This is a genomic window from Paenibacillus sp. FSL L8-0494 (assembly GCF_038003695.1).
Lineage (GTDB): Bacteria > Bacillota > Bacilli > Paenibacillales > Paenibacillaceae > Paenibacillus_AQ > Paenibacillus_AQ odorifer.
Genome location: NZ_JBBOPQ010000001.1, coordinates 2,620,079 through 2,641,823, shown reverse-complemented (window position 1 = coordinate 2,641,823; position 21,745 = coordinate 2,620,079). Strand labels below are relative to the sequence as shown.

Here is a 21,745-nt window from a genome sequence, read left to right as displayed (position 1 = left end):
ACACCTTCTTCTTACCTTTACTGTGCAAAATATTCAGCCAGCTCACGCTGCGCCAGATATTGCGGGAAATTGAACGACTGCCAGGCCCGCTCACGCTTATTGAGTTCTCTCCATTCATTCTTTAAAAAATCATCCAGCATCCCATCTTCCTGTTCACTAAACCTTATCAGAGAAGGGATGACCTCCGGAGATAAACGGACCAAATAATTGGCGTCCAATTTACCACTTGCCGCATAACGATCCATATTTTTATTAGCGATAATAACATCCATCCCGATATAGTTCATGACGACGTAGGAGATCAAGCCCAGCACAATATAACATTTCGCCAATGGCACACGCTGAACAGCTATCCGTAAGGCTGCAACCACCAACAATAAGCCCATAAATATCATAAATGCATGCACTAAAAACCGAGTCGTGGTATAGCCGTACACCTCTTCATATAGAGTCAGACGGGTATAGGCGGAATATAGCATCACTGTCGAGCAACCAACCAGAATGTAGAGCAGGACATTAATAAATTTTTGCAGCCCTCCACTTCTTTTTCCTTCCGATACCAAAGCCAGCAGCAAAATCACGAAATTAATCGCAGCCACCATAATCAGCTCAAAAAATCCACTACGTGCGTAATCAGCATATGAGCTGCCCTCTGGTAAAATCCCTTCCCATGCTCCAAACAAGTAAGAAAACTGTACGAAAACAAACAATACATATACCGTGTTAATGACTATAAGAATCGTCGTCATAATTATCGGATCCATTTTAAAGCTTACAGGCGCCAGTACTGGACCATATTCCTTAGGCTGCATATTCCAGTCATAGATTTTCGAATCCACATACCCCCACACTAAGCCGAAAAAGCCCATGCCCAGCAGGATAATCCATAGCACCCGCACAAAACCTTCCCCAAATGAAATCCGATCCAGCACATTCGGCAGCGCCAGCAGTACATGATGAAACACTCCGTCCGCTGAGGACAGCAAAGTAACCACAACCAGCAATATTGGAAAAGAGATCGCAAGTCCTATCAGCACTTTCCCCATGACCTGCTTACGCTCGTCCTTCATTTTACTGCCGCCAGTCCTTTTAATGATCGTAAACACAGTGCTCCAATGGCGGAAATTCTGTGGAAGCAGATGCTCCAGCGTGTTCCCCACTAATCCAAGCCGGCTCCAAGCCGGCCGTTTATCACTAAGCAAATAAGTCATATGTAATAAAATCAACACCGGGATCACCAGCAGGTTCAGCCCAAAGAAGAAAAAATTATGAAAGAATAAATAGGTTAATGAAAGTAGAAAAATCGCTCCAAACCAGAAGTAACTGAATTTGTTGAGCTTGCGGATTTTAGCCTTGGCATAATAAAGCATGAACGCATAGAACAGACACACAAAGATTGGATACGATAGGCCCGCCAGCTTTCCATAAAATAAATACTGATGAACTATTGCCAGTAAGAACGCAGCAAGCAAAGCAGCAAGCGATCGATTAAGCCTAAGTCCCGTTCCCGTTTCCATTTCCTCGGTCATGGTAATTACCCCCATTTTCTTACTTTCTCATCCTTATTTTACGTGATAAAATAAGAAAAAAAAGAGAAAGAATTTATTTATAATTTCCTATTTTCCGAAAGGAACCAAAACAATGAAGCTGCATAGCCAATTTTTAAAGCTGCAATCTCATTTTGGGGGAGCCACAGAAATCTCAGTGACGATGGATGAGTTGGCATTGATTTTCGGCTGTACACACCGCAATGCCATGCATATTGTGAATAAAATGATGTTGCAGGAATGGATCAAATGGACGCCTAAGCGTGGGCGGGGAAGCCGCTCTTTGCTGCAATTTCTTGTTCCCTCCGAAGAAATTGCCCTTCAATCCATGATGCAGGCGATTAGCCGCAAAGATGTCCACCACGCTATAGAAGGCATCAAAACCCATGCCAGCTCCACCTCACTGCAGGATACACTACAGGGTTGGCTGCTGACCTATTTTGGGCATCATTCTGAAATTCGTAGTGACAAACAAATTGATACTCTCCGCCTGCCCATTACCCAGCAGCTACATACCTTCGATCCGTTATATATGAATTTGCTGGCAGAGTCATTTGTTTCCAGCCATGTTTTCGACGGGTTAGTGAAAAGAAGCGGTGAACGGGACAAAATTGTTCCCTGTCTGGCTCACGCCTGGGAAGTCGATGAGAGCCGGACGCTCTGGACTTTTTTTCTGCGCAAAGAGGTGTTATTCCATCATGGAAAAGTGCTTACAGCCAAGGATGTAGTCTATTCCCTGGGACGGTTGATGCGAACCTCTAAACGGACACTCTATAGCTATATTTTCAAAGAAATCCAGCGGGTCACCGCATTAAATCCATCTACCGTTCAAATTACGCTTAAGCAGCCTAATGAACTATTTCTGCCATTTTTGTGCACGAGCAGAGCCGCAATTGTACCGCGTGATTTAGAAGGAATAGATGAGCAGAGCTTTGGCCGTAGACCCGTGGGGACTGGCCCCTTTAAGGTTGTGGACATGACCGAGGACACTTGTGTGCTGGAGGTTTTTCCTTATTATTTTCAAGGACGGGCTCATTTAGATCGGGTTGAAATCCTTTATGTCCCGTGGGATACCGAAACGTCATCCTCTGATACGGGTTCTGCTTTTCACGTGATTCAGAATCCCTCATCCGCGAGTTCTTCGACCTGGAGCCGAATTCATTCGGAGTCTTCCATCCGGAAATTCGTCACCTGCAATACGCAAAAAAAGGGACCGCTAAGCGATCCCCTGCTTCGGGCAAAAATAGTCTCCTGTTTAAAAGACGATTCAGCGTCCATCGAGCAAGAAGTGATAAAAGATCAAGAAATCACGTTGCAAATCTCTACGATTCCACAATATGCTGGCGATGCTGATTTTATTGCCACTAGACTAGAGCAACAAGGTTATAAATGCAATGTCATTTCCGTGTCTCCAGAGGAATTTAAAGGTCCGATTCGGCTGGAATCTGACCTGATTGTTTTCTCATTATTCCGTGACGAGGATGAACAACTTCGTTTATTTGATCTATACCTTACGCTCTCCCAGCATATTGAACCGTATACCCGGGCGGATATAGAAGGCTGGCTGTATACCATCGCGCGCGAACCTAATCCGGTGGCCCGAGCGGAAAGTTTCAGTATCATCGAGAACCGTCTGATTAAAGAACACCACCTACATATTTTGTATGAAAAGCCCACTCAGACAGCTTATCTCCCCTCTGTCCGCGGGGTTAGCTTCAATAGCCAGGGTTGGGTCGATCTTCGTCATGTCTGGTTTCCGCCACTGCTCTCTAGCAGCAGCACGAGTTGATCTGCTTGAATTAAAAAATGCGGAAATCCAGAGCTTGCCCCGGATTTCCGCATACGCGATAAAGCTAATTATTAAGCTGCTGTTTTAGTCGTAGCTGTAACTGTAGAAGTCCCCGCATCCCACTTCACATCCATATTCAATCCCTCGGAAATAAATCTAACCGGAACTAATGTCCGATTTCCGATAATTTGCGGAGGAACGTCGAGTGTGAGCGCTTTTCCATTGATGTAAGCAGTCTTGCTGCCAATGGCCATTACGATCGTTGTATTGTCTTTTACTGCAGTGATTTTCTTAGTCGTTTGATCCATGGTTACTGTAGCACCCAGAGCATTAAAGATTGCATTCACTGGCACAAGCACCCGGCCATCCTTATTCACAGGAAGCTGATCTGCAAAGCTGACCGCTGTTCCGTTTAAAAGTACGGATATTCCGTTAGTTCCCGTCGTGTTCGGATTAGTTGTTGATGGTGTTGTATTTACAGAGGGTAGAGGTGTGACGTTAAGTCCTAGCTGGCCTTGCAGATTAGCAAGTCTGTTCAGCGCAAAGGTCATAATCGAACCTGCAGCCATTGTGCCCATACCTTGTCCCCCGCCTCCAGCGTTACCTGTTGGAGGTGTAGGATTACCATCAGTCGCAGTCCCTGTATTATCAGGACGTGCTGGCGGTGTCGTTCCATCCGGAGGTGTCATGCCCTCCATCCCTTCAGGAGGTGTCATGCCTTCCATCCCAGCTGGTGGAGTCATTCCTCCACTACCACCCATCTCACCTGTTGCTGAATAAGTAACATTACTTTCAAATTGTTCCATGGTATAAAATTTGGTTGGATCTGCTTGAACGTAAGGTTTAATTAAGGTAGCCAATTCAGTAATTCTGCTCTGAATTCCTTCCAAATAATCAACCAGCTCAGATACATATTTCAGGTATTTAGTCTTATATTCAGGCACTTCCAACAGATTAGCAATCATTGGGACCTGATCTAAACTTATCCCAAGTGTAGGATTATCAATCGATGCAGTTACTGCGTTGGTATTGGCTGCGATGGTTGTTGCCGATGTAGAAGTTGTGCCCGCAGCAGCTGTTGTATCTGTTGTCCCTATTCTGCCGCCTCCGCCACCAGAATACCCGTTAAAGGACATGTTCATATCCCATGGAAGTACACTAAATTTACCGGATGCATCCCCGTACAACATATAATTATGACCTTTATCCCCGTTATAGCTGTCATAGTTCCCCAATACAGCATTAGCAGCGATATACTTCAGGGCCGAATCCACATCTAGCACACTTTCAATAGAACCCTTCTCACCGGCAGGCATCTCATTCAGCACCTTGATGAAGTTCTTTAACGAAGCTTTATCATCTTCCTTACCTGTATCATAAGTTATCGTTTCGTAGTCGCTGCCTTCTTTGTACTGCAGATAACTTTTTTCTTCTGTATCATACAGAACACCGTCGTCATAATTTTCTCCATAGGTACGTTCTAAGTAGCTGTCATCTATTGCTTCCACACCTACATAAAAACCATATAATTCTCCGTTGATATACAGATTGGTGAACACAGTCAAAGGTGCATCCACACCAACAGAACGGAGCGCTTCGTAATGTAAATATTCACGAATATACGAAGGGTCCGAAAAATTGTTGTTCAGTACCATTTTATCAAGACCAAGTAATGTTTGCTTCTTATCATATTTATCAAATTTCAGCCGGAAGCTGTATCTGTCCGAGTCTGTCATACTGGCTACCGATTTTAACGTCAGATTCCCTTTAGTAGAAAATCCAACATTTTCAACAACATTCCCGTCAACTTCAACCTTAACTTTTTTGTATTCTTTTTCGAGGGGACTTGCTAATATACTTTTCCAATCCGCATCATCAATCGTTACTTTAACATCAATGATTCTGTCACCCGCGAACAGGGATTCATACGCTTTCGTTACACCTGCATCCGCCGCACTAACTACGGGCGTGTTTCCAGCAACTCCAAACGCCGTTGAGACGATAGCAAGACTTAGTGTAACTGCCATGAACTTTCTCAGCAAATTTTTCTTCTTCACCATGTGTAATCCTCCTTGAAGTACAGATTTATGTTTTCGCAGTTCAAGGAGATTGTAAAATATGAATCTGAATATACGCTGAATAGCTTGTCTAAGCTTTGCCAGGCAGGCTGTTTATCAGCCCTTTGCCAATCAGATTAGCTGAAACCGGCGGTTTTCCGATCTCTCTGGCCCAGACCGATAATTGCCCGACATGATGAATCTCATGAGCAATCACATGGCGCATTACCTCACCCCAGGCATCGGTCACGATCCTGCCATCCGGAAGGTGATCCTCAAAAATCCTCTGCTCCAGCCCCTCATGCCAAGCCGTTACAAAGGGTTCCACCTCTGTGTGGAATTTTGCATCCAATTCTCGTACTTGCTGCAAAGTCTTGTACTGCTCAAAATCCTCTTGGAAATCCTGTTTTCCTTGCAATACTTGAATCCAGCTCCACTCCACATCCACAATGTGAAAAAGCGTCTTGAGTATACTGCCTACACCACCTATACGTGTTGCAAGCAGCTCCTCCTCAGAAATATTTGCACACCACTCATACCATTGTTCGCGGACCATCCAGTTATATTGAAAAAATGTCTGCAAATAAAAACCTCCTAGAAAGTTGTTGTACTTTTTAATGGGAACTTAAATGTTTTCGGTATCCTTCTACCTTTTCATCTCTATAACCTAACGATTCATAGAACACATGCGCTTCCTTCCGCTGCTCACCGGAGACTAAAATAATATAATAGCAGTCTCTTTCCCGGGCCGCTTGTTCAATGGCGTTCATAAGTTTTTTGCCGACGCCTTGACGGCGTGCCCGCGCTGAAACGACCACATTCTCAATCACCATAAACGGTTTGCAGTCCCCCACTAAGTCCTGACACACGATGCCCATCAAAGACCCTAGTAACTCCCCCTCTACAAAAGCACCCAATAGAATGTACCGGTTATCCGCCTTAACCACTTTAAACACTTCTTCAAGCTTATTAAGGTCAGACGGTTTATTCATCAGCTCTTGATATAAATTCCCCAGTTCAGGAAGAGATTCCATTTCTATTTCTTTAATATCAACCATGATTGTTTATCCTGCTTTCTTTTAAATTAACAGCCCTGCTCATACACATACAGTCCACCATTCCGTGGATGAGATATACGCTTTCAATTATAACCTCTTTGGACCAACTGCTGTGCCAACATCTTCATAAAAGAAGAATGCCCATAATACCAAACTTCCTTCAAAACCCCATTATTTACGAACTATCAACTCGAATTCATCCTTCTGTCCATCCCACTCTACGCACCAATCCCAGAATGTACGGACTTTAACTCGCCGTTGACTCCCTCAACATTATTGCTGAATTCTTCTGTAGCCTGTTGAATATATTCCGCCGACCAAAAGTTCCTCCTATACCATTTGTAAATATCTCAGCACGATCTCAACACGATCTCCAACCGATAAATCTTCCTCTATTCGTAAAATAGGACATTCCAGTGCGGACATCCATTCCTCATGCAGCACTTTGCTCCTGACTTCAACTCCAGCAACATCATATAATGCCGCCCACTCCATAAAGGTCTGATACGCTTCGTATTTACTTCCTCCAGGCAAAATATGATCACCATATCTCTCGTACTCTCTGGCTCTTAATCTATCTAAACGAATTTCCGGTGGAAGTCCTAGAAAAATAACCAAATCGAATAATGGTCGAAGGCCATCTCCCCAGCCACATACCGCACCGCTTAGAATCCAAGGCTCCTTATGGGTCAAATCCCTTGTAATTCTTGCTAATCGCTCATTGACCTCACGTTGCTTAGTGAATTTATGCTCCCAAAAATAGTCGTCACTGTCTAACTGGACATGTGGCAACACTTTAGCTAATTCGTAACCTAATGTACTCGTTCCTACGCCTGAGGCTCCCATAATATGAATTTTTCTCATACATTCCCTCACCTTTAAGTGGATTTAAAGTTGCAATTCGGGCAATTTCCCTCCAAATATAAAAACAAATAGACTGCTCTCTAAGTAAGCAAAGCAGTCCATTTATCGTATAGCTCTTATTCCGTTATAGCTGCTACGTCTTTAGGAATCCGGCGTGCTGCATCCGTGGATATAGCCGCTTGGATTACTGCCAGGCGGACCTGTTCAACTACTTTTTCGTTAAAAATACTTGGGATGATATATTGCTCATTGAGTTCATCCGGATGAACGACCGATGCAATGGCTTTTGCCGCAGCCAGCTTCATTTCCAGATTCACAGTTCTAGCCCGGCAATCAAGTGCGCCACGGAAAATACCCGGAAAACACAACACATTATTGATCTGGTTCGGATAATCACTTCTGCCTGTCGCTAGAACGCGAACAAAAGGTTCTGCCAAATCCGGTTCAATCTCCGGTGTAGGATTAGCCATCGCAAAAACGATGTTATCACTGGCCATGCTTTTGAGATGATCCACGGTCAGGATTCCCCCACGGGACACCCCAATAAAGACATCTGCCCCTTGTATAACCTCCGTTATTCCACCCTCAATTCCCTCAGGATTGGTTGCGGCAGCAAGCTTCTGCCATTCCGGATTATCATACTGGAGATCTTTTCTGAGAACGCCTTCACGATCAACCGCATAAATATAACGCGCGCCCGCTGCCAGCAGCAGATTACATATGGACACCCCAGCCGCCCCTATACCCACAACAACAATCCGCGCATTTTCAATAGATTTATTAACAACTTTAAGCGCATTCAAAAGTCCTGCAAAAGCCACCACGGAAGTTCCGTGCTGATCATCATGGAATACCGGAATGTCCAGCTCTTCCGCAAGCCGGCGTTCGATTTCAAAGCAGCGTGGTGAACTTATATCCTCTAAGTTTATCCCTCCAAAGCCAGGAGAAACTGCTTTTACGATATTGATAATTTCATCCGGATCTTTGGTATTTAAGCATAGCGGAAAAGCATCAATGTTCGCCAATTGCTTAAACAGCATCGCCTTACCTTCCATGACAGGCATCGCTGCTTCCGGACCGATATCCCCTAGTCCAAGTACAGCAGTGCCGTCCGAAACGACTGCAACTGTATTTCTTTTCATCGTCAGAGAATAAGCTTTTCTGGGATCTTCGGCAATCGCCGTACACACTCGGGCTACCCCCGGCGTATACACTAAGGATAAATCCTCCCGATTTTTAATCGGCATTTTAGGTGTGATTTCGATTTTTCCGCCAAGATGAGCCAGAAACGTCCGATCCGACACGTTGATTATTTTAATTCCCGGCATCTTCGATAATATTGAGATAATTTCTCCATTAGCTGCGTCTTGCACATTCACTGTTATATCTCGGGTAGTGACATCCTTCCCTGCACGTATCACGTCAATAGCAACAATATCTCCGCCAGCTGCGGCAATTCCTGAAGCAACATCGCCAAAAGATGCAACCGATTTCCGAATTTCGAGCCTGATAATCATTGTAGTCGCAATCGACATGAATTAGCCTCTCTTTCTTCAATCCTATTATTTAAAAAATACTATACTTTCCCATTTAAACATATCTTCCGCCTATTAACTAGATCAACGAAAAATTTTTCTTCATTCAGTATTCCCATCCGCACCCGGTCCAAATACATCAGGTATGGCAGCTACGGACACAGAGCCATTTTTCCCGTGAAAATAAATTTCATCATAATCTTAAGTGTATGTAAGCATAAACAAACAGTAAGCTCTTCTACTCTTCATTACCTTCTCTGCATGCTGTAGAGCATCCCGCCGATTCTTTTCTCCGCTGGCACTTTCAGTTGCTCTCCCTCACTAAGGTCTGTACTGCTCTTCTAGCAAAACAGCCTTACCTTCTACAAATGTCAGATGGAATAATCTATCCACAAGCTCTTCGCTAATAAAATTCGTATAGTCAACTTGCTGAGGTCTCGCCCCATTTAGTTCAGCTATAGTTACATCAGTCTCAAGCTTAAGTCGTTCGATTTCATCGCTTGCATTTCGGATATAGAATCCATTAGGCAATGATTCGGGTTCTTGTATACCATCTTCTTTAGCCGCAATTTCTGCCGCCTCTCCACCGAACCATTCCACCTCATCCAGATCCAGATAAACCGTATTCCCTTCTGTGATTACTCCCTTTATAAAAGCTAATTTTTTCTCCACTTGAGGTAAGTTATAAATAATTTTTTTCAGTTCCTCCACGCTTTCACCCTGCACTCCACTCTCAGAGTTAGATTGGATTGAAATCTCGCCTATAGTTTGAACAAGCTCCTTGGTAGTTTGGTTAGTCTCTTTTGGTGGCTTGTTATAAAAAGAATATCCATTAAAGCCAAGTGAGACTAATGTGATACCCGCTAAGACTGTACCCATTAAATTTTTCCATTTCATAAGCTTCACCCTCTATCACAAGATTTAACGGAACCTTAATAAACAATTGCGCTATATCATAGACAATCACAAGTTGACCGGGCAGAATAAATATTATATACATGTCTTACCTATAACGTAGTTGAAGGAGCTCACACTTATGACAGAATCATTTCAGGCGTTAGTTGTCGACAAAACAGAATCATCCTTCTCCGTAGCTGTTAAGCCGGTTACCCTAGAGGATCTGCCAGCTGGAGAGGTTGTAATTAAGGTTGCTTACTCCAGTGTAAACTATAAAGACGGTTTAGCCAGTATTCCAAACGGTAAAATTCTAAGAACATATCCCTTTATTCCAGGGATAGATTTATCCGGTGTTGTGGTATCTTCCACAGATGAGCGGTTTCATAAAGGGCAGCAAGTCATTGCGACAGGATATGGTGTTGGCGTATCACACTTTGGCGGCTTTAGCGAATACGCTCGGATTCCCGCAGGTTGGATCACTCCCCTTCCCGAAGGCCTGACGCTTAAAGAAGCTATGATCTACGGTACTGCAGGACTGACAGCTGCCTTGTCCATACTAGCCCTGGAAGATCATGACGTTTCCCCGGACAAAGGCAAAGTACTTGTAACAGGCGCTACCGGCGGTGTAGGTGGATCTGCTATTGCCATGCTTGGCGCAAAAGGGTATAGCGTAGTGGCAAGCACAGGTAACGCCAAAGCTACCGATTACCTTAGAGGTATAGGAGCCGAAGACGTGATCTCACGTGAAGAGGTCATTGGCGGCGCCAGCAAACCCTTGGACAAACAATTATGGCAAGGCGCAGTAGATTCGGTGGGTGGTGACACCCTTGCCGCAGTTTTGAGTAAAATCACCTACAGAGGTTCTGTAGCTGCAAGTGGCTTAACCGGAGGCACTTCAGTTCCAACTACAGTACTTCCGTTTATTCTTCGGGGTGTTAATCTTCTCGGCATAGATTCCGTTGAATGTCCTGCAGACCTTCGCCAGAAGGCTTGGAAACGGATGGCGAGCGATCTGAAGCCAAGTCAGCTGGAGAACCTCGTGGATCGTGAAGTCACGTTAAACGAGCTACCGCAAGCATTGGAAGATATTCTACAAGGAAACCTTAGAGGAAGAGTACTTGTCCGTTTATCCTAGGTTTAACAACGAAACCTCCCGGAATCTAGAGTTCCGGGAGGTTTTTTTAGTTTACTCTTGGTTATTTGGATACTGGTAATGCGGCTGCTGCTGTACATAGGGTTGTTGGCGATAATGCTGATCATAACCCTGCGTATAGTACCCTTGCATCGGGTAAGGCTGATAATTAAAGGCTTGTGTAGCTGGAGGCATTTGTGAAGATATCGGGATGGGTTGTGCCTGCATATGAGCGTATGGATTCATATTTGGCTGCATATTAGGATGCATATTTGGTTTAACATTGGCTTGCATATTTGGGGCCATATTAGGAGCCATATTGCTGCTGCCCATTACTTTATCTTCTTCGCAGCAGTCAGCAGGAGGGCCGATGAAGGTTCCCGGCTTGATTGGAGCAAGAGCTTCTTTTACCTTAGCTTCATTTAAGCAGTAAGTATGGGCTAATACATTTGCTGGGGTTTTGCTAAGAATATCCGAACCTAAAATGACCTCAGGAATAGGTGCGTCAAAAATCGCGAGCAGATGTGTATTATCCACAGTAGCTACCTCATAATGCCACCAGCCTTGCGGCACGTTTGCCACTTGACCCGGACAAATCGGAAAATGCAGAAGTTCATTTGTGAACGGATTGATTAAAGACACTACCGCTGAACCGCAGATACAATATACAAGCTCTGCAGCATTTTGATGATAATGAGGTTCCACAACATTTGATTTGCTAAGAAAAATATCCAGCAGCGATATGTTCTCAAGCGTGTTCAATTGTTTAATCGACAGCAAGTTAATGAAGTTGTTGGCATCTTTTTTAAAAAGTGTATTGGTGTTCACATCAAAAGTAAACTCTGTATTGGGGGACGTATAGTCCATGTATGAAGTCACTTTTTTTCCTGCCTTTCTGTTGCTATAAATTTTTGCTTTCCCTAAACACAAGATATGCGTTTGCCTATGCCTAGGTGCGGAGATTCACTACTCCTGATAAAAATTCATCTTTCTTTTCTAAACGGGGCATCCTCTAAGTATTACACTCTCACCCCACATAGGAGGCATAGTATGAAATCCATTCACACAAAAATAGTGTTAGCGTTATGTATCACTCTCTTTACAATTATGGGTTTCCAGCCTATGAATCTCAGCTCCACGGTTGAGGCCGCCAATAACAAAACATCATCGAAACAGGCGCCTCTTACATTTGTTCTAGTTCATGGGTCTTGGGCTACTGCTGGTTTTTGGGATCAAACGGCCGCCGCACTTCGCAGCTTAGGACACACCGTCTATACTCCGGAATATGCCGGTCATGGCGGGGACAAAAACAATAATGTAACGTATGCGCAAATTACACAGTCTGTTGTCGACTTTATCAAGCAAAAAGACTTAAAGGATATCATTCTGCTCGGACATAGCTTTGGTGGATCGGTGATCCAAACCGTCTCTCAGCAAGTACCGGATCGGATCAAACGTCTGGTATTCTTCGATGCCTTCGTACCGCTGGATGGGCAAAGTCTGGCGGACCAATTTCCAGCTGATTCGCTTAAGTACTTTGAACAGCTAAGAGATACTTCCGGCAATAACACCATAACGCTCCCCTTTCCTCTCTTCCGGGATACATTCGTCAACACCGCCAGTCTTGCGGAAGCGCAAGCTTTTTATAAACAAGCTCCTCCTGAGCCAGCAAGTCCACTTTTCGAAAAGCTTGATCTCAAGAAATTCTACAGTCTCCAGATCCCCAAAAGTTATCTTTATCTAACGGAGGACACCGCGATACCGCAAGGTCCATACGGATTCCATCCTACACAATCCAGTCATTTAGGCGTCTTCCGCTTCATCGAAGGCAAAGGGGATCATATGACCACCGTTCGAACCGAGCCCAAAATGCTGGCGGAATTGATGGTGAAGGCGGGAAGAGATTAGTCGCTTAACAGCTGGATAGCCTAGTAGCTGTTGTGGCTTGAGCTGGGGTTCGCGAGCTGGGCTGGTGACGTGAGCTGAGCTGGTGGCTCGAGCTGCGCTTTGTGATGTGAGCTGAGCTATGCGATGTGAGTTGCGCTGTGTAATGCGAGCTGGGCTATGCGATGTGAGTTGCGCTGGTGGCTCGAGCTGCGCTTTGTGATGTGAGCTGAGCTATGCGATGTGAGTTGCGCTGTATGATATGAGCTGGGCTGGTGACGTATGCTATACTCTATAATGCAAGCTGGGCTTTGTGATGCTGAGTTGGCCTTCCACTCTGAGCTGAACAATGCGACTCTAAATACACTAGAGCTTAGCGGGGATCGGACCGAGGAGCTCTTATTTTCACAATTTCGGCGATTTAGCCATGCTATCGGACTCAGATGCAGCTATTCACCCAAAAGTACTCCTATAATGCGTGATTTCAGGGGAATAAGAGCCATACAGTCCGAAACTCTCGCCAGAACGATCATAATGCCAAAATAGCTGCAATACGGTCCGTATCGATGTCTGACGCGAGGTCTCTTAATTAATCACCAACGTAGGCTGATGATTTGTGACTCGAGCTGGCATTGCCACTCTGAGCTGAACATTGCGACTCCAAATCCACTAGAGCTTGGCGGGGATCGGACCGAGGAGCTCTTATTTTCACAATTTCGGCGAATTAGCCATGCTATCGGACTCAGATGCAGCTATTCACCCAAAAGTACTCCTATAATGCGTGATTTCAGGGGAATAAGAGCCATACAGTCCGAAACTCTCGCCAGAACGATCATAATGCCAAAATAGCTGCAATACGGTCCGTATCGATGTGTGAAGCGAGGTTTCTTAATTAGTCACCAACGTAGGCTGATGATTTGTGACTCGAGCTGGTATTGCCACTCTGGGCTGAACATTGCGACTCCAAATCCACTAGAGCTTGGCGGTGATCGGACCGAGGAGCTCTTATTTTCACAATTTCGGCGATTTAGCCATGCTATCGGACTCAGATGCAGCTATTCACCCAAAAGTACTCCTATAATGCGTGATTTCAGGGGAATAAGAGCCATACAGTCCGAAACTCTCGCCAGAACGATCATAATGCCAAAATAGCTGCAATACGGTCCGTAACGATGTCTGACGCGAGGTCTCTTAATTAATCACCAACGTAGGCTGATGATTTGTGACTCGAGCTGGCATTGCCACTCTGGGCTGAACATTGTCACTGATGATTTGTGGAGAAACAGACCGCGTGGACTGAACGATTGTGCTTTCGAATCAAAAAAAAGAGCAAGCGTATGGGAACCCCCTACTACGCTTGCTCTTTTTCCTATCCATAACCAACCTAATTCCTAGGCAATCCGCCACGCGGCAGCTCGGGGTCCGATGTCACTCCGGTAATCACCCAGCTATTCTTCTCTTGCACAAGTGAGATTGTCAAAAATATAGAAGGTGCTGGTCCACTTGAAGTCGCAGTATCCAAACGCATTTCTATGACCTCTGAGTTCTTGTTAATTATCGTTTCTTTAGTGACCTCGTAGTTCGTGATCCAGGGGCTGGAGACACCCGTTACCCAGTTTAGTTCAACAAACCGCGGATACATAATCTTTTTGAATTCTTTAGAGAAGATCGAATATTGAATCGAGGCATTCCGATGCTGTAATCCGAACCCGTATAGCTCTGATGCTTGAATTGCAGAAGGTAATATAATGCGCTTGGACTCCGGAGCTGGCTTGGGCATAGCCGATAGCAGTTCTCCATTAACGCGAGTCATAGTAACGGGGGCTGATGCACCCAAGGCCATTCCCGGCAGAAGCAACAACCCTGCAATTAGAGCAGTCGCTATTTTCTTTTTGCTAATTAGAATCACCTCATTCGTAGCCTGTTCACTACATGTGAATTGAATCTAATTATTCCCCCACTTCACTCATAAATATGTACACTGTTTCCAAATCCACCAATAATGTATACCTCAATGAATTAAACTGGTAATATAAAATACATACGATACTACGCAATCATCAATTCCATTAGATTTTTATAGGAGATGTTCTCATGAAAAAAATCTTAAACATTTGTCTAGCATCAGGCCTGCTACTCACTCTATCCGTCGGTACCTTAAATACAGCAAGCGCAGAATCCAAGGTCAAAACCTACAAAAACTGCTCGGAGCTAAACAAAGATTACAAAGGTGGAGTTGCTATTTCCAGCTCAACCAAGAACAAAGGCGGCAAAACGAAAAATAAACCCTATGTATCGAAAGAACTCTATAATGCCAATAAAAAAAGCGACCGTGACAAAGACGGAATCGCTTGTGAGAAATAGGCTTAACCTTGCTCAATCATTTGCTTGAGCCTTAGATCCCGCGTGAATATCGCATTTCAACTATAAAAAAGAGAAAGACATCCAGATCCAGGACGCCTTTCCCTATTCGAACTATTGCTTTTTATTGATTAAACCGGGCCACAACAAACACCGCAGGTGAATTCCAATAGATCGTCACTTCATTCGTAGAATAGCTAAGCTCATGATCGACAAAGCACTGCGCAGCTGGTTTTCCCTGTAAATGCTCAACTACATATTCATCATGCAGCCCACGATCTGGCCCCCCTGACACCAATCCTGGCACCGGATCAGCCACTTGGTCACCTACAGAAGGGCGATGATGCGGATTCATCACGGCATGATCCCCAAATCCGGTAACATAGCTGATATCCAATACGTTACGCCCCATCAGATAATGTAGATGATCTAAGGCACAGTCCGCAAAACCGGAGTCTCCACTAAAATATTCAGCCGCCAGCAGCAGCATTGCATTGTTCATTACAAGCATATTACTGCCCCAGATATAGTCCTCCTCTTTTAAAGAGATCCTATAGCCCTCCTCACGACTCTGTTCCACTAATCGTTGCGCTTCAGCAACAAGCCCTTCTTTTAACGAGACATATAAAGCACGGTCTGCTTGCTCCTCACCATTTAACAGATAAGCAATAGTACCATAGCCCCCCATATCACCCCAGCCTAAACTGTATTTTGGAAAAGCCAGCTGCACTAGCTGGAGAACAGCTTGATGATACTCCTCTTTCCCTGTCGTACGATACAGCTCCGCCGCTGCCCAATACCGCTCGTCCTTATCGACTCCATCCCCGTATTCTCCAGTGCTAATCTCAGGCGGATTCGTAAAACCGGGTACATCTGGATGCTGAACAAGCCATTCCCATGCTGCCCCTGCAGCATCCAGACATTTCCGCGCATAAGCAGCATCAAAAGACTCGTACACTCTTGCAGCCATAGCCATAACCCCAGCAAAATCTCCAGTAGCAGTAGCAGATATTGGTGAGAAGTACAGATCCGCTGTATCGTCCTCAGGCATAACATCCAGTCCAGGAAAGCTTAGCGTAGTCAGTTTATGGTATACACCACCTGTTGCGGAGTCTTGCATTTTAAACAACCAATCGAGCTCCACCTTGCATTCCAGCAGCACATCTGGCGTAGATCCATCACTTTCAGGCAATGGGATAGCGCTTACAAAAGCCGAGGGATATAATTCATATGCAAGCAGCATATCCGCGATAGCTTTCGCTCCGGGACCGCTATATTTTCCATAATCACCTGCATCATGCCAGCCACCCGAACAGTCTAGTTGAAGATCCGGTTGCCCATATACAATCCCTTTTGCGGTATGACACGCCTTGTGCTTCCAATCTTCAGCATATTCTTCAGTGAATTCAACGCCACAGCGATAATAATAGAAAGCTTTCAGCAAGCCCTGTTGAAGCTCATGATAAGGCTGATCTGAGATTGTAAAGGATGCCGAAGCTACACCCTCGCCCTGCTCAATCCGATATCTTCCCTCAGCCTTGACCTCCGAGAAATCACCTGTGTGCAAAGTTACTCCACTGGCTTTATCAAATCTTCCAGCATCTGAACTACCTTTGAACACAATAGTCCCGCTATCAACATCAACTACCTGAAAATCATGCTCAGCACCTGTAAATACTGCGATTTTTTCTCCATCCAGCGGATATCCGATTTGATTCACAGTAATGGCGCGAAGTGTACGCTCGCTCATCTTCATTCTCCTTTTATGTAAAAATGATGAAGCTGAAGTAACCTTTCTCTTCTAGTTGAGAATACTCTATTCTAGTTATCTATGGCAATGATGTATACAAGAAAAAACCTAGAGTCACCCGAAACGAAACGGATAACTCTAGGCGGACAAAACAGCTTATTTATCGTCAAGCAGTTTAATAAAGTTAGCTGGAAGTGTGAACTGCTTATTATGAACCACTATACGGCGAAGCTCCTCCTCGAAAGAGCTAAGATCATCTTCATCATCGTCTTTAATTTCTTTTATATCTCGGTGCAGACGCTCCATTTGCAGATCAAGAGCATGGGCGGCATCCGCCGCATTTTTCAGCTCACGAGTCATGCTCTCAGGTACTGATTTATTATATTTATAAAAGATTTTATGTTCGAGGCTTGCCCAGAAATCCATAGCAATGGTACGAATTTGAACTTCTACACAGACAAGCTCCTGGCGATCGGACATAAAAACAGGGACTTGAATCAGCAAATGAAGACTCTGATATCCGTTAGGTTTAGGATTCTTAATATAATCCTTCACCTCAAGAACCGTTAGATCATCCTGCTTCTGAAGCATCTCACTAACATGATAGATATCAGAGATAAAAGAACAGGTGATCCGCAGACCAGCGATGTCTTTAATACAATTTTTCACTGAATTCAGCGATAATTCACCATTTTTGCGCAGCATTTTGTTCATGATACTCTCTGGTGACTTAATACGCGATTTGGTATGTTCAATTGGGCTGTAATCATGCAGAGACTGAAACTCCTGTTTTAGGATCTCAATCTTTGTTTCCATCTCATCCAATGCAAATTTATAAATCAACATGAAACGAGTGATATCGTGCTTAAGCTTCTTAAATTGTTCAATTTGATTCTCGGGGGTCATTATCTCATTTCTCCTCTTGTAGCGTTTCTCTATATTTATCATAGCCAATCCACTAGTGAAATTCAAATTCAGCGGTATTCACTTTTCAATTTAGAGAAGACAGCAAGATCCACATACCGACCTTTTTCGAACTCATGTTGCCTTAAGACCCCTTCTTTGTAGAAGCCGAGCTTATTCATCAATATAAGTGACGCCTCATTTTTCGGTTCCACTCTCGCTTCAATTTTATTTAGTCTCATGTTCAAAAATCCAAACTGCATAACACGGTTCACTACCTCTGTCATAATCCCCTTTCCCCAAAAAGCAGGCATTAAGTCATACCCAATTTCCACACGATGATGATCTTGCTCATAATTCAGAAATCCGCAGGTTCCAATCACTTTTTGAGTCTCACGATCTTCAATCATCCACCGTAAACCGGATTGTTCCTTAAAAATTTTGTCATACCATTTCATTTCATCTATCGCATCCTCGACCGAAATGAAGGGTGTAAATGGCATATATTTCACAACGGCTTCTTGGGAATAAAGTTCAAATATATCATAGCGATCATTTTCTGTTGCTTTACGTAGTGTGCATCGTTCAGTTTGTAACACAGGGAAATCAGTAAATGCAAATTCTGAATTCATGTAAGTTCTCCTTTTTCTAGTTGAGCTGTTTCCACTTTTGCTCTAGCGTTTGCGGAACATACTCCTTCAATAGAGTTAAGAGTTCCAACGGCTCGTTGGATACGTTTAGCAGACTGAGATGCGAAGAATTAGAGAAGCCTTCTTGGATACTGTTATGAATCAGATTCAGCAGAGGATCAAAATAATTCCTGATATTTAGAACCCCTACCGGCTTCTTGTGTATGCCAATTTGTGACCAGCACAAAACCTCAAAAAGCTCCTCATACGTTCCAAACCCTCCAGGTAAAGCAATGAAGCCATCTGCCAATTCTCCCATTTTTGCTTTACGGCCATGCATATCTTCTACTTCTATCAACTCCGTTAATTCTCTATGTACCATTTCCCCATTAAATAATCCTCTAGGCATTACTCCGATTACCTCGCCTCCACCATTCAAAACAGCATTAGCGACTTCACCCATTAATCCGATTTTTGAGCCACCGTAAATTAAACGATAATTATTCATAGCCATGTAGTTACCAAGTTCAACAGCTTTAGCTTTATAATCCTCATGTCCCCCTAAATTCGATCCTGCGAAAACACATATTGATTTCAAAATCCCATCTCCAAACTATATATTGATAATGTCCGCTATCTAATATACTATATGTTGGAGTATAAATCATGTGAAAGATTAAGGAGTGCTACATAATATGGAAATTAATGATGTGCAGAAATGGATTAATCATTTTTATGGAGAACGAGGCTGGACTACTTATGGTCCTTTTATAAGAGTGGGATTCTTAATGGAAGAGACAGGTGAAGTAGCACGAACTGTACGCTCCTATGAAATCGGCAGAGATCGACCGGATGAATCGACTCGCACTCCAGAGCAACTGAAAAACGACTTGATTGAGGAAATCGGGGATGTTCTCGGAAATATCGCATTGTTAGCCGACTTATATGGCATCACTTTAGAAGAGGCTTTTACTGCACATAAAGACAAATTAGTGAAGCGGTTTAATTCCTAGGGACGAAGTAATCCTGAAAAAAATAGGACTACAATCGGCACAACCGAATTGTAGCCCTTCATTAATTTACTCTTTAAGCCCTGTTAAGCTTTACCGCCTAATGTATGATTCGAAATTGCTTTGATTATTGTTTCCCAATCATTCGGATAGACTTCGTGGCCCGTTCCTTCCAGGGTTAGAAGCGACGCATTAGGAATTTCCGCAGCAAGTGCCAAGCCATGCTCTATAGGAAGCACCGTGTCTTCTGTGCCGTGGATAACCAAAGTAGGAACCATGATATTTTTTGCCTTGCCCTCGTAGTCGTCATCCCCTGTAAGGAGAGAATGATTAAACATGCTAAGCAAGTTGTTGGCACGTTTTATTTCCATCCTTACTTGTTTATACGCTCTTTTCTCATCGAATTTATGTTTTGAACCACAGAGTATGCCGGAACCTGAAACCAAATAATTGGCTACCGCTTCCTCATTAGACCAATCCAGTGTTGCTCCATCTGCATGGAATGCGAGGATCCGCTCATCCATAGGAGGCAAGTTCCGATCATTATCATCAGATTCGAAAAAACTTGATGCGATCAAGGTTAAGGTTAGAACTTTTTGCGGATGACGTGTAGCAAGGACTTGTGCAATCATTCCGCCTAAGGACATCCCAACGATATTTGCCTGTTCAATATTATAGGCGTCTAGTAACCCAGCGGCATCATTAGCCATATCTATCACGGTATAATTGGAACTCCCAGGCTCATAAACAACGGAACGTCCGACATCCCGGTTATCATAACGAATAACGTAACGTCCGGTATCTGCTAATCGCTGACAGAACTCTTCATCCCAATAAACCATAGAACATGTGGCACCCATAATCAGCAATATCGCAGGATTGCTAGGATCTCCAAAACTTTCCGAGCATATATCAATTCCGTTTACTTTTACTATTTTTTCGCTCATTGTTCATTCCTCATTTCATTCGAATTTTATCAATGAATGCACAGTTAAATAAGACTCAATACATTTTCAAAAAAATGGATGATGTCATCATTGAATTGCACCTCAAATTAACGTAAACGAATGAATTTGATAATCACGATAAGCACTCTCCTATTCCATATTGAAGGGTTTTTAACCCAATTCCGATTATAACACAAAAAAGCTATCCCCTGATTTTACGGATCAAGGAGATAGCCTTACTATTTTTCGCCACAAAAATATTCGTTAAATAAATACTTCTTCAACAGTCAAATTACGCTCTTTAGATAAGTCTCTGAACGTAGTCTCATTTATTTTTACCAGAGGTTTGAAAATATCCAACGGATTATTCATAATAATCGTACCTTGCTCACCATTGCTAAGCTGAACGCTCTTACCCACAAAATTCGGCAATAAATGTCCGATCAGAGCTTGTACCGCATTTCCATTCAGCTTACCAAATCCAAGTTCATGTACCTTGCGAAGAACGTTAATCAGGCCTTGTTTCGGTTGATTCGCTCTTCCTAAGGTCATGCCTACATAAGTATTTGCGACAGCAATAATCTGCGTATACGGGTGCAAGTCCTGTTTACGGAGATTGTTAGGATAACCTGTACCATCCTCGAATTCATGATGCTGAAGCGCCACTAGTGCGGTCTTTTCGTCATTCATCGATTTAAGGATAATGTCGTATCCATACGTAGTATGACGTTTTAGTTCTTCTGATTCTTCAGGAGTTAAGTTATCCGTCTTATTTAAGATATGTGGAGCAATCTGGCTTTTTCCGATATCGTGCAAATAACCGGCTCTACTAATCTCAAATCTTTCGGCTTTTGTATGACCTAACCAAGTCGCTATGTAAAAGGATAACAGTCCGACCTGCAATGAATGATTGTATGTACTGATATCATCACGTTCAAGCAGCAATAATAAAGAAACGACATCCTTTTGTTCATCCAATTTCTCCAGCAATGGCTGCAGCGTATTATCAACATCCGACTGCGTAAAGCTACCCTTGCTGAGTGCTTCCAGAAATATAGATTCATAGTTTTGGATGGCTTGATCAAAATTACCATCTATCCCTTGTGCCACATTCATTTCTTCATTATCCAGCGCCATCATGCGTGGTTCAATATCGACATAATCAATCTGATGCCTCATCAGGATGGTGATTTCTTCTCCGTAGACCACTGTCCCCTTCGGAAGCACGTGTAGGCCAACACTATTGAATGTATCTGCTATTAGACAATCGCCATGTTTGAGATCTGTGACATGAGCTTTCAAAATTCAGCACCCCTTACTATATGTAGGTATATTTTACCTTAAGGATAGCTAAATTCTTCCAAAGTAACAATATGGTTAAA

At 43.6% G+C, this 21,745-nt stretch carries 19 protein-coding genes and 1 pseudogene; 5 read left to right on the top strand and 15 right to left on the bottom strand.

The window, feature by feature from the left end; all coding sequences use genetic code 11:
* Positions 1 to 17: 17 nt before the first annotated feature.
* Complete coding sequence (locus NYE35_RS11740) at positions 18 to 1,529, bottom strand: DUF4153 domain-containing protein (protein ID WP_254924627.1); 1,512 nt, start codon at positions 1,527 to 1,529, stop codon at positions 18 to 20.
* A gap of 112 nt (positions 1,530 to 1,641) precedes the next feature.
* Here NYE35_RS11740 and NYE35_RS11735 point away from each other — a divergent pair, with 112 nt between their 5' ends.
* Positions 1,642 to 3,336, top strand: coding sequence for an ABC transporter substrate-binding protein (locus NYE35_RS11735; protein ID WP_094903095.1), 1,695 nt, complete (start codon positions 1,642 to 1,644; stop codon positions 3,334 to 3,336).
* Positions 3,337 to 3,407: 71 nt separating this feature from the next.
* On the opposite strand, the gene NYE35_RS11730 is transcribed toward NYE35_RS11735, so the two are convergent.
* The 6 genes from NYE35_RS11730 to NYE35_RS11705 form a co-directional block, all read right to left on the bottom strand.
* Positions 3,408 to 5,396, bottom strand: a complete 1,989-nt coding sequence (locus NYE35_RS11730; protein WP_094903093.1) for a CotH kinase family protein — start codon at positions 5,394 to 5,396, stop codon at positions 3,408 to 3,410.
* Positions 5,397 to 5,484: 88 nt separating this feature from the next.
* Positions 5,485 to 5,976 (bottom strand): DinB family protein, encoded by a 492-nt coding sequence (locus NYE35_RS11725; protein ID WP_094903091.1) that lies wholly within the window; start codon positions 5,974 to 5,976, stop codon positions 5,485 to 5,487.
* 31 nt (positions 5,977 to 6,007) lie between these two features.
* Positions 6,008 to 6,451: a GNAT family N-acetyltransferase gene (locus tag NYE35_RS11720; RefSeq protein WP_036683459.1), complete on the bottom strand. Its 444-nt coding sequence runs from the start codon at positions 6,449 to 6,451 to the stop codon at positions 6,008 to 6,010.
* Positions 6,452 to 6,781: 330 nt separating this feature from the next.
* A complete protein-coding gene (locus NYE35_RS11715) occupies positions 6,782 to 7,315 on the bottom strand; it encodes an AAA family ATPase (protein ID WP_094903089.1) in 534 nt (177 codons plus the stop codon).
* Between the two features lie 116 nt (positions 7,316 to 7,431).
* A complete protein-coding gene (locus NYE35_RS11710) occupies positions 7,432 to 8,850 on the bottom strand; it encodes an NAD-dependent malic enzyme (RefSeq protein ID WP_094903087.1) in 1,419 nt (472 codons plus the stop codon).
* Positions 8,851 to 9,171: 321 nt separating this feature from the next.
* Positions 9,172 to 9,747: a hypothetical protein gene (locus NYE35_RS11705; protein ID WP_076100739.1), complete on the bottom strand. Its 576-nt coding sequence runs from the start codon at positions 9,745 to 9,747 to the stop codon at positions 9,172 to 9,174.
* A gap of 139 nt (positions 9,748 to 9,886) precedes the next feature.
* Here NYE35_RS11705 and NYE35_RS11700 point away from each other — a divergent pair, with 139 nt between their 5' ends.
* On the top strand, positions 9,887 to 10,882 hold the full coding sequence (locus NYE35_RS11700) for an acrylyl-CoA reductase family protein (protein ID WP_036683447.1): 996 nt from the start codon (positions 9,887 to 9,889) through the stop codon (positions 10,880 to 10,882).
* A 288-nt stretch (positions 10,883 to 11,170) separates the two neighbouring features.
* On the opposite strand, the pseudogene NYE35_RS11695 reads toward NYE35_RS11700, so the two are convergent.
* Positions 11,171 to 11,758 (bottom strand): annotated as a pseudogene (locus tag NYE35_RS11695) (cupin domain-containing protein); the annotation flags it as partial.
* A 171-nt stretch (positions 11,759 to 11,929) separates the two neighbouring features.
* Between NYE35_RS11695 and NYE35_RS11690 the strand changes: the two are divergent.
* Positions 11,930 to 12,787: an alpha/beta hydrolase gene (locus NYE35_RS11690; protein ID WP_094903083.1), complete on the top strand. Its 858-nt coding sequence runs from the start codon at positions 11,930 to 11,932 to the stop codon at positions 12,785 to 12,787.
* A 1,360-nt stretch (positions 12,788 to 14,147) separates the two neighbouring features.
* Here NYE35_RS11690 and NYE35_RS11685 read toward each other — a convergent pair.
* Positions 14,148 to 14,672: a hypothetical protein gene (locus NYE35_RS11685; RefSeq protein WP_341121060.1), complete on the bottom strand. Its 525-nt coding sequence runs from the start codon at positions 14,670 to 14,672 to the stop codon at positions 14,148 to 14,150.
* Between the two features lie 185 nt (positions 14,673 to 14,857).
* Here NYE35_RS11685 and NYE35_RS11680 point away from each other — a divergent pair, with 185 nt between their 5' ends.
* A complete protein-coding gene (locus NYE35_RS11680; protein WP_038570042.1) occupies positions 14,858 to 15,127 on the top strand; it encodes an excalibur calcium-binding domain-containing protein in 270 nt (89 codons plus the stop codon).
* Positions 15,128 to 15,248: 121 nt separating this feature from the next.
* Here the strand turns inward: NYE35_RS11680 and NYE35_RS11675 are convergent, their stop codons facing one another.
* From NYE35_RS11675 to NYE35_RS11660, 4 genes are all read right to left on the bottom strand, one after another.
* Positions 15,249 to 16,874, bottom strand: a complete 1,626-nt coding sequence (locus NYE35_RS11675) for a glycoside hydrolase family 9 protein (protein WP_341121058.1) — start codon at positions 16,872 to 16,874, stop codon at positions 15,249 to 15,251.
* Positions 16,875 to 17,030: 156 nt separating this feature from the next.
* Positions 17,031 to 17,780 (bottom strand): GTP pyrophosphokinase, encoded by a 750-nt coding sequence (locus tag NYE35_RS11670; RefSeq protein ID WP_036689808.1) that lies wholly within the window; start codon positions 17,778 to 17,780, stop codon positions 17,031 to 17,033.
* A 68-nt stretch (positions 17,781 to 17,848) separates the two neighbouring features.
* Positions 17,849 to 18,409, bottom strand: coding sequence for a GNAT family N-acetyltransferase (locus tag NYE35_RS11665; RefSeq protein ID WP_339810845.1), 561 nt, complete (start codon positions 18,407 to 18,409; stop codon positions 17,849 to 17,851).
* Positions 18,410 to 18,425: 16 nt separating this feature from the next.
* Complete coding sequence (locus NYE35_RS11660; protein ID WP_036689805.1) at positions 18,426 to 19,004, bottom strand: LOG family protein; 579 nt, start codon at positions 19,002 to 19,004, stop codon at positions 18,426 to 18,428.
* Positions 19,005 to 19,101: 97 nt separating this feature from the next.
* Here NYE35_RS11660 and NYE35_RS11655 point away from each other — a divergent pair, with 97 nt between their 5' ends.
* Positions 19,102 to 19,419 (top strand): MazG-like family protein, encoded by a 318-nt coding sequence (locus tag NYE35_RS11655; RefSeq protein WP_341121054.1) that lies wholly within the window; start codon positions 19,102 to 19,104, stop codon positions 19,417 to 19,419.
* Between the two features lie 83 nt (positions 19,420 to 19,502).
* Here the strand turns inward: NYE35_RS11655 and NYE35_RS11650 are convergent, their stop codons facing one another.
* Together NYE35_RS11650 and NYE35_RS11645 are read right to left on the bottom strand one after the other, a co-directional pair.
* The gene (locus NYE35_RS11650; protein WP_341121053.1) at positions 19,503 to 20,363 is read right to left on the bottom strand and encodes an alpha/beta fold hydrolase; all 861 of its coding nucleotides are present in this window, start codon (positions 20,361 to 20,363) and stop codon (positions 19,503 to 19,505) included.
* A gap of 264 nt (positions 20,364 to 20,627) precedes the next feature.
* Positions 20,628 to 21,665, bottom strand: coding sequence for an HD-GYP domain-containing protein (locus NYE35_RS11645; protein ID WP_341121051.1), 1,038 nt, complete (start codon positions 21,663 to 21,665; stop codon positions 20,628 to 20,630).
* Positions 21,666 to 21,745 lie beyond the last annotated feature (80 nt).

What these genes read in the sequence shown, in the direction of transcription:
- NYE35_RS11690 (WP_094903083.1), top strand. Translation starts at nt 11,930, where the DNA reads ATGAAATCCATTCACACAAAAATAGTGTTAGCGTTATGTATCACTCTC.
- NYE35_RS11715 (WP_094903089.1), bottom strand. Translation starts at nt 7,315, where the DNA reads ATGAGAAAAATTCATATTATGGGAGCCTCAGGCGTAGGAACGAGTACA.
- NYE35_RS11675 (WP_341121058.1), bottom strand. Translation starts at nt 16,874, where the DNA reads ATGAGCGAGCGTACACTTCGCGCCATTACTGTGAATCAAATCGGATAT.
- NYE35_RS11680 (WP_038570042.1), top strand. Translation starts at nt 14,858, where the DNA reads ATGAAAAAAATCTTAAACATTTGTCTAGCATCAGGCCTGCTACTCACT.
- NYE35_RS11730 (WP_094903093.1), bottom strand. Translation starts at nt 5,396, where the DNA reads ATGGTGAAGAAGAAAAATTTGCTGAGAAAGTTCATGGCAGTTACACTA.
- NYE35_RS11655 (WP_341121054.1), top strand. Translation starts at nt 19,102, where the DNA reads ATGGAAATTAATGATGTGCAGAAATGGATTAATCATTTTTATGGAGAA.
- NYE35_RS11720 (WP_036683459.1), bottom strand. Translation starts at nt 6,451, where the DNA reads ATGGTTGATATTAAAGAAATAGAAATGGAATCTCTTCCTGAACTGGGG.
- NYE35_RS11735 (WP_094903095.1), top strand. Translation starts at nt 1,642, where the DNA reads ATGAAGCTGCATAGCCAATTTTTAAAGCTGCAATCTCATTTTGGGGGA.
- NYE35_RS11650 (WP_341121053.1), bottom strand. Translation starts at nt 20,363, where the DNA reads ATGAGCGAAAAAATAGTAAAAGTAAACGGAATTGATATATGCTCGGAA.
- NYE35_RS11740 (WP_254924627.1), bottom strand. Translation starts at nt 1,529, where the DNA reads ATGACCGAGGAAATGGAAACGGGAACGGGACTTAGGCTTAATCGATCG.
- NYE35_RS11705 (WP_076100739.1), bottom strand. Translation starts at nt 9,747, where the DNA reads ATGAAATGGAAAAATTTAATGGGTACAGTCTTAGCGGGTATCACATTA.
- NYE35_RS11670 (WP_036689808.1), bottom strand. Translation starts at nt 17,780, where the DNA reads ATGACCCCCGAGAATCAAATTGAACAATTTAAGAAGCTTAAGCACGAT.
- NYE35_RS11700 (WP_036683447.1), top strand. Translation starts at nt 9,887, where the DNA reads ATGACAGAATCATTTCAGGCGTTAGTTGTCGACAAAACAGAATCATCC.
- NYE35_RS11710 (WP_094903087.1), bottom strand. Translation starts at nt 8,850, where the DNA reads ATGTCGATTGCGACTACAATGATTATCAGGCTCGAAATTCGGAAATCG.
- NYE35_RS11665 (WP_339810845.1), bottom strand. Translation starts at nt 18,409, where the DNA reads ATGAATTCAGAATTTGCATTTACTGATTTCCCTGTGTTACAAACTGAA.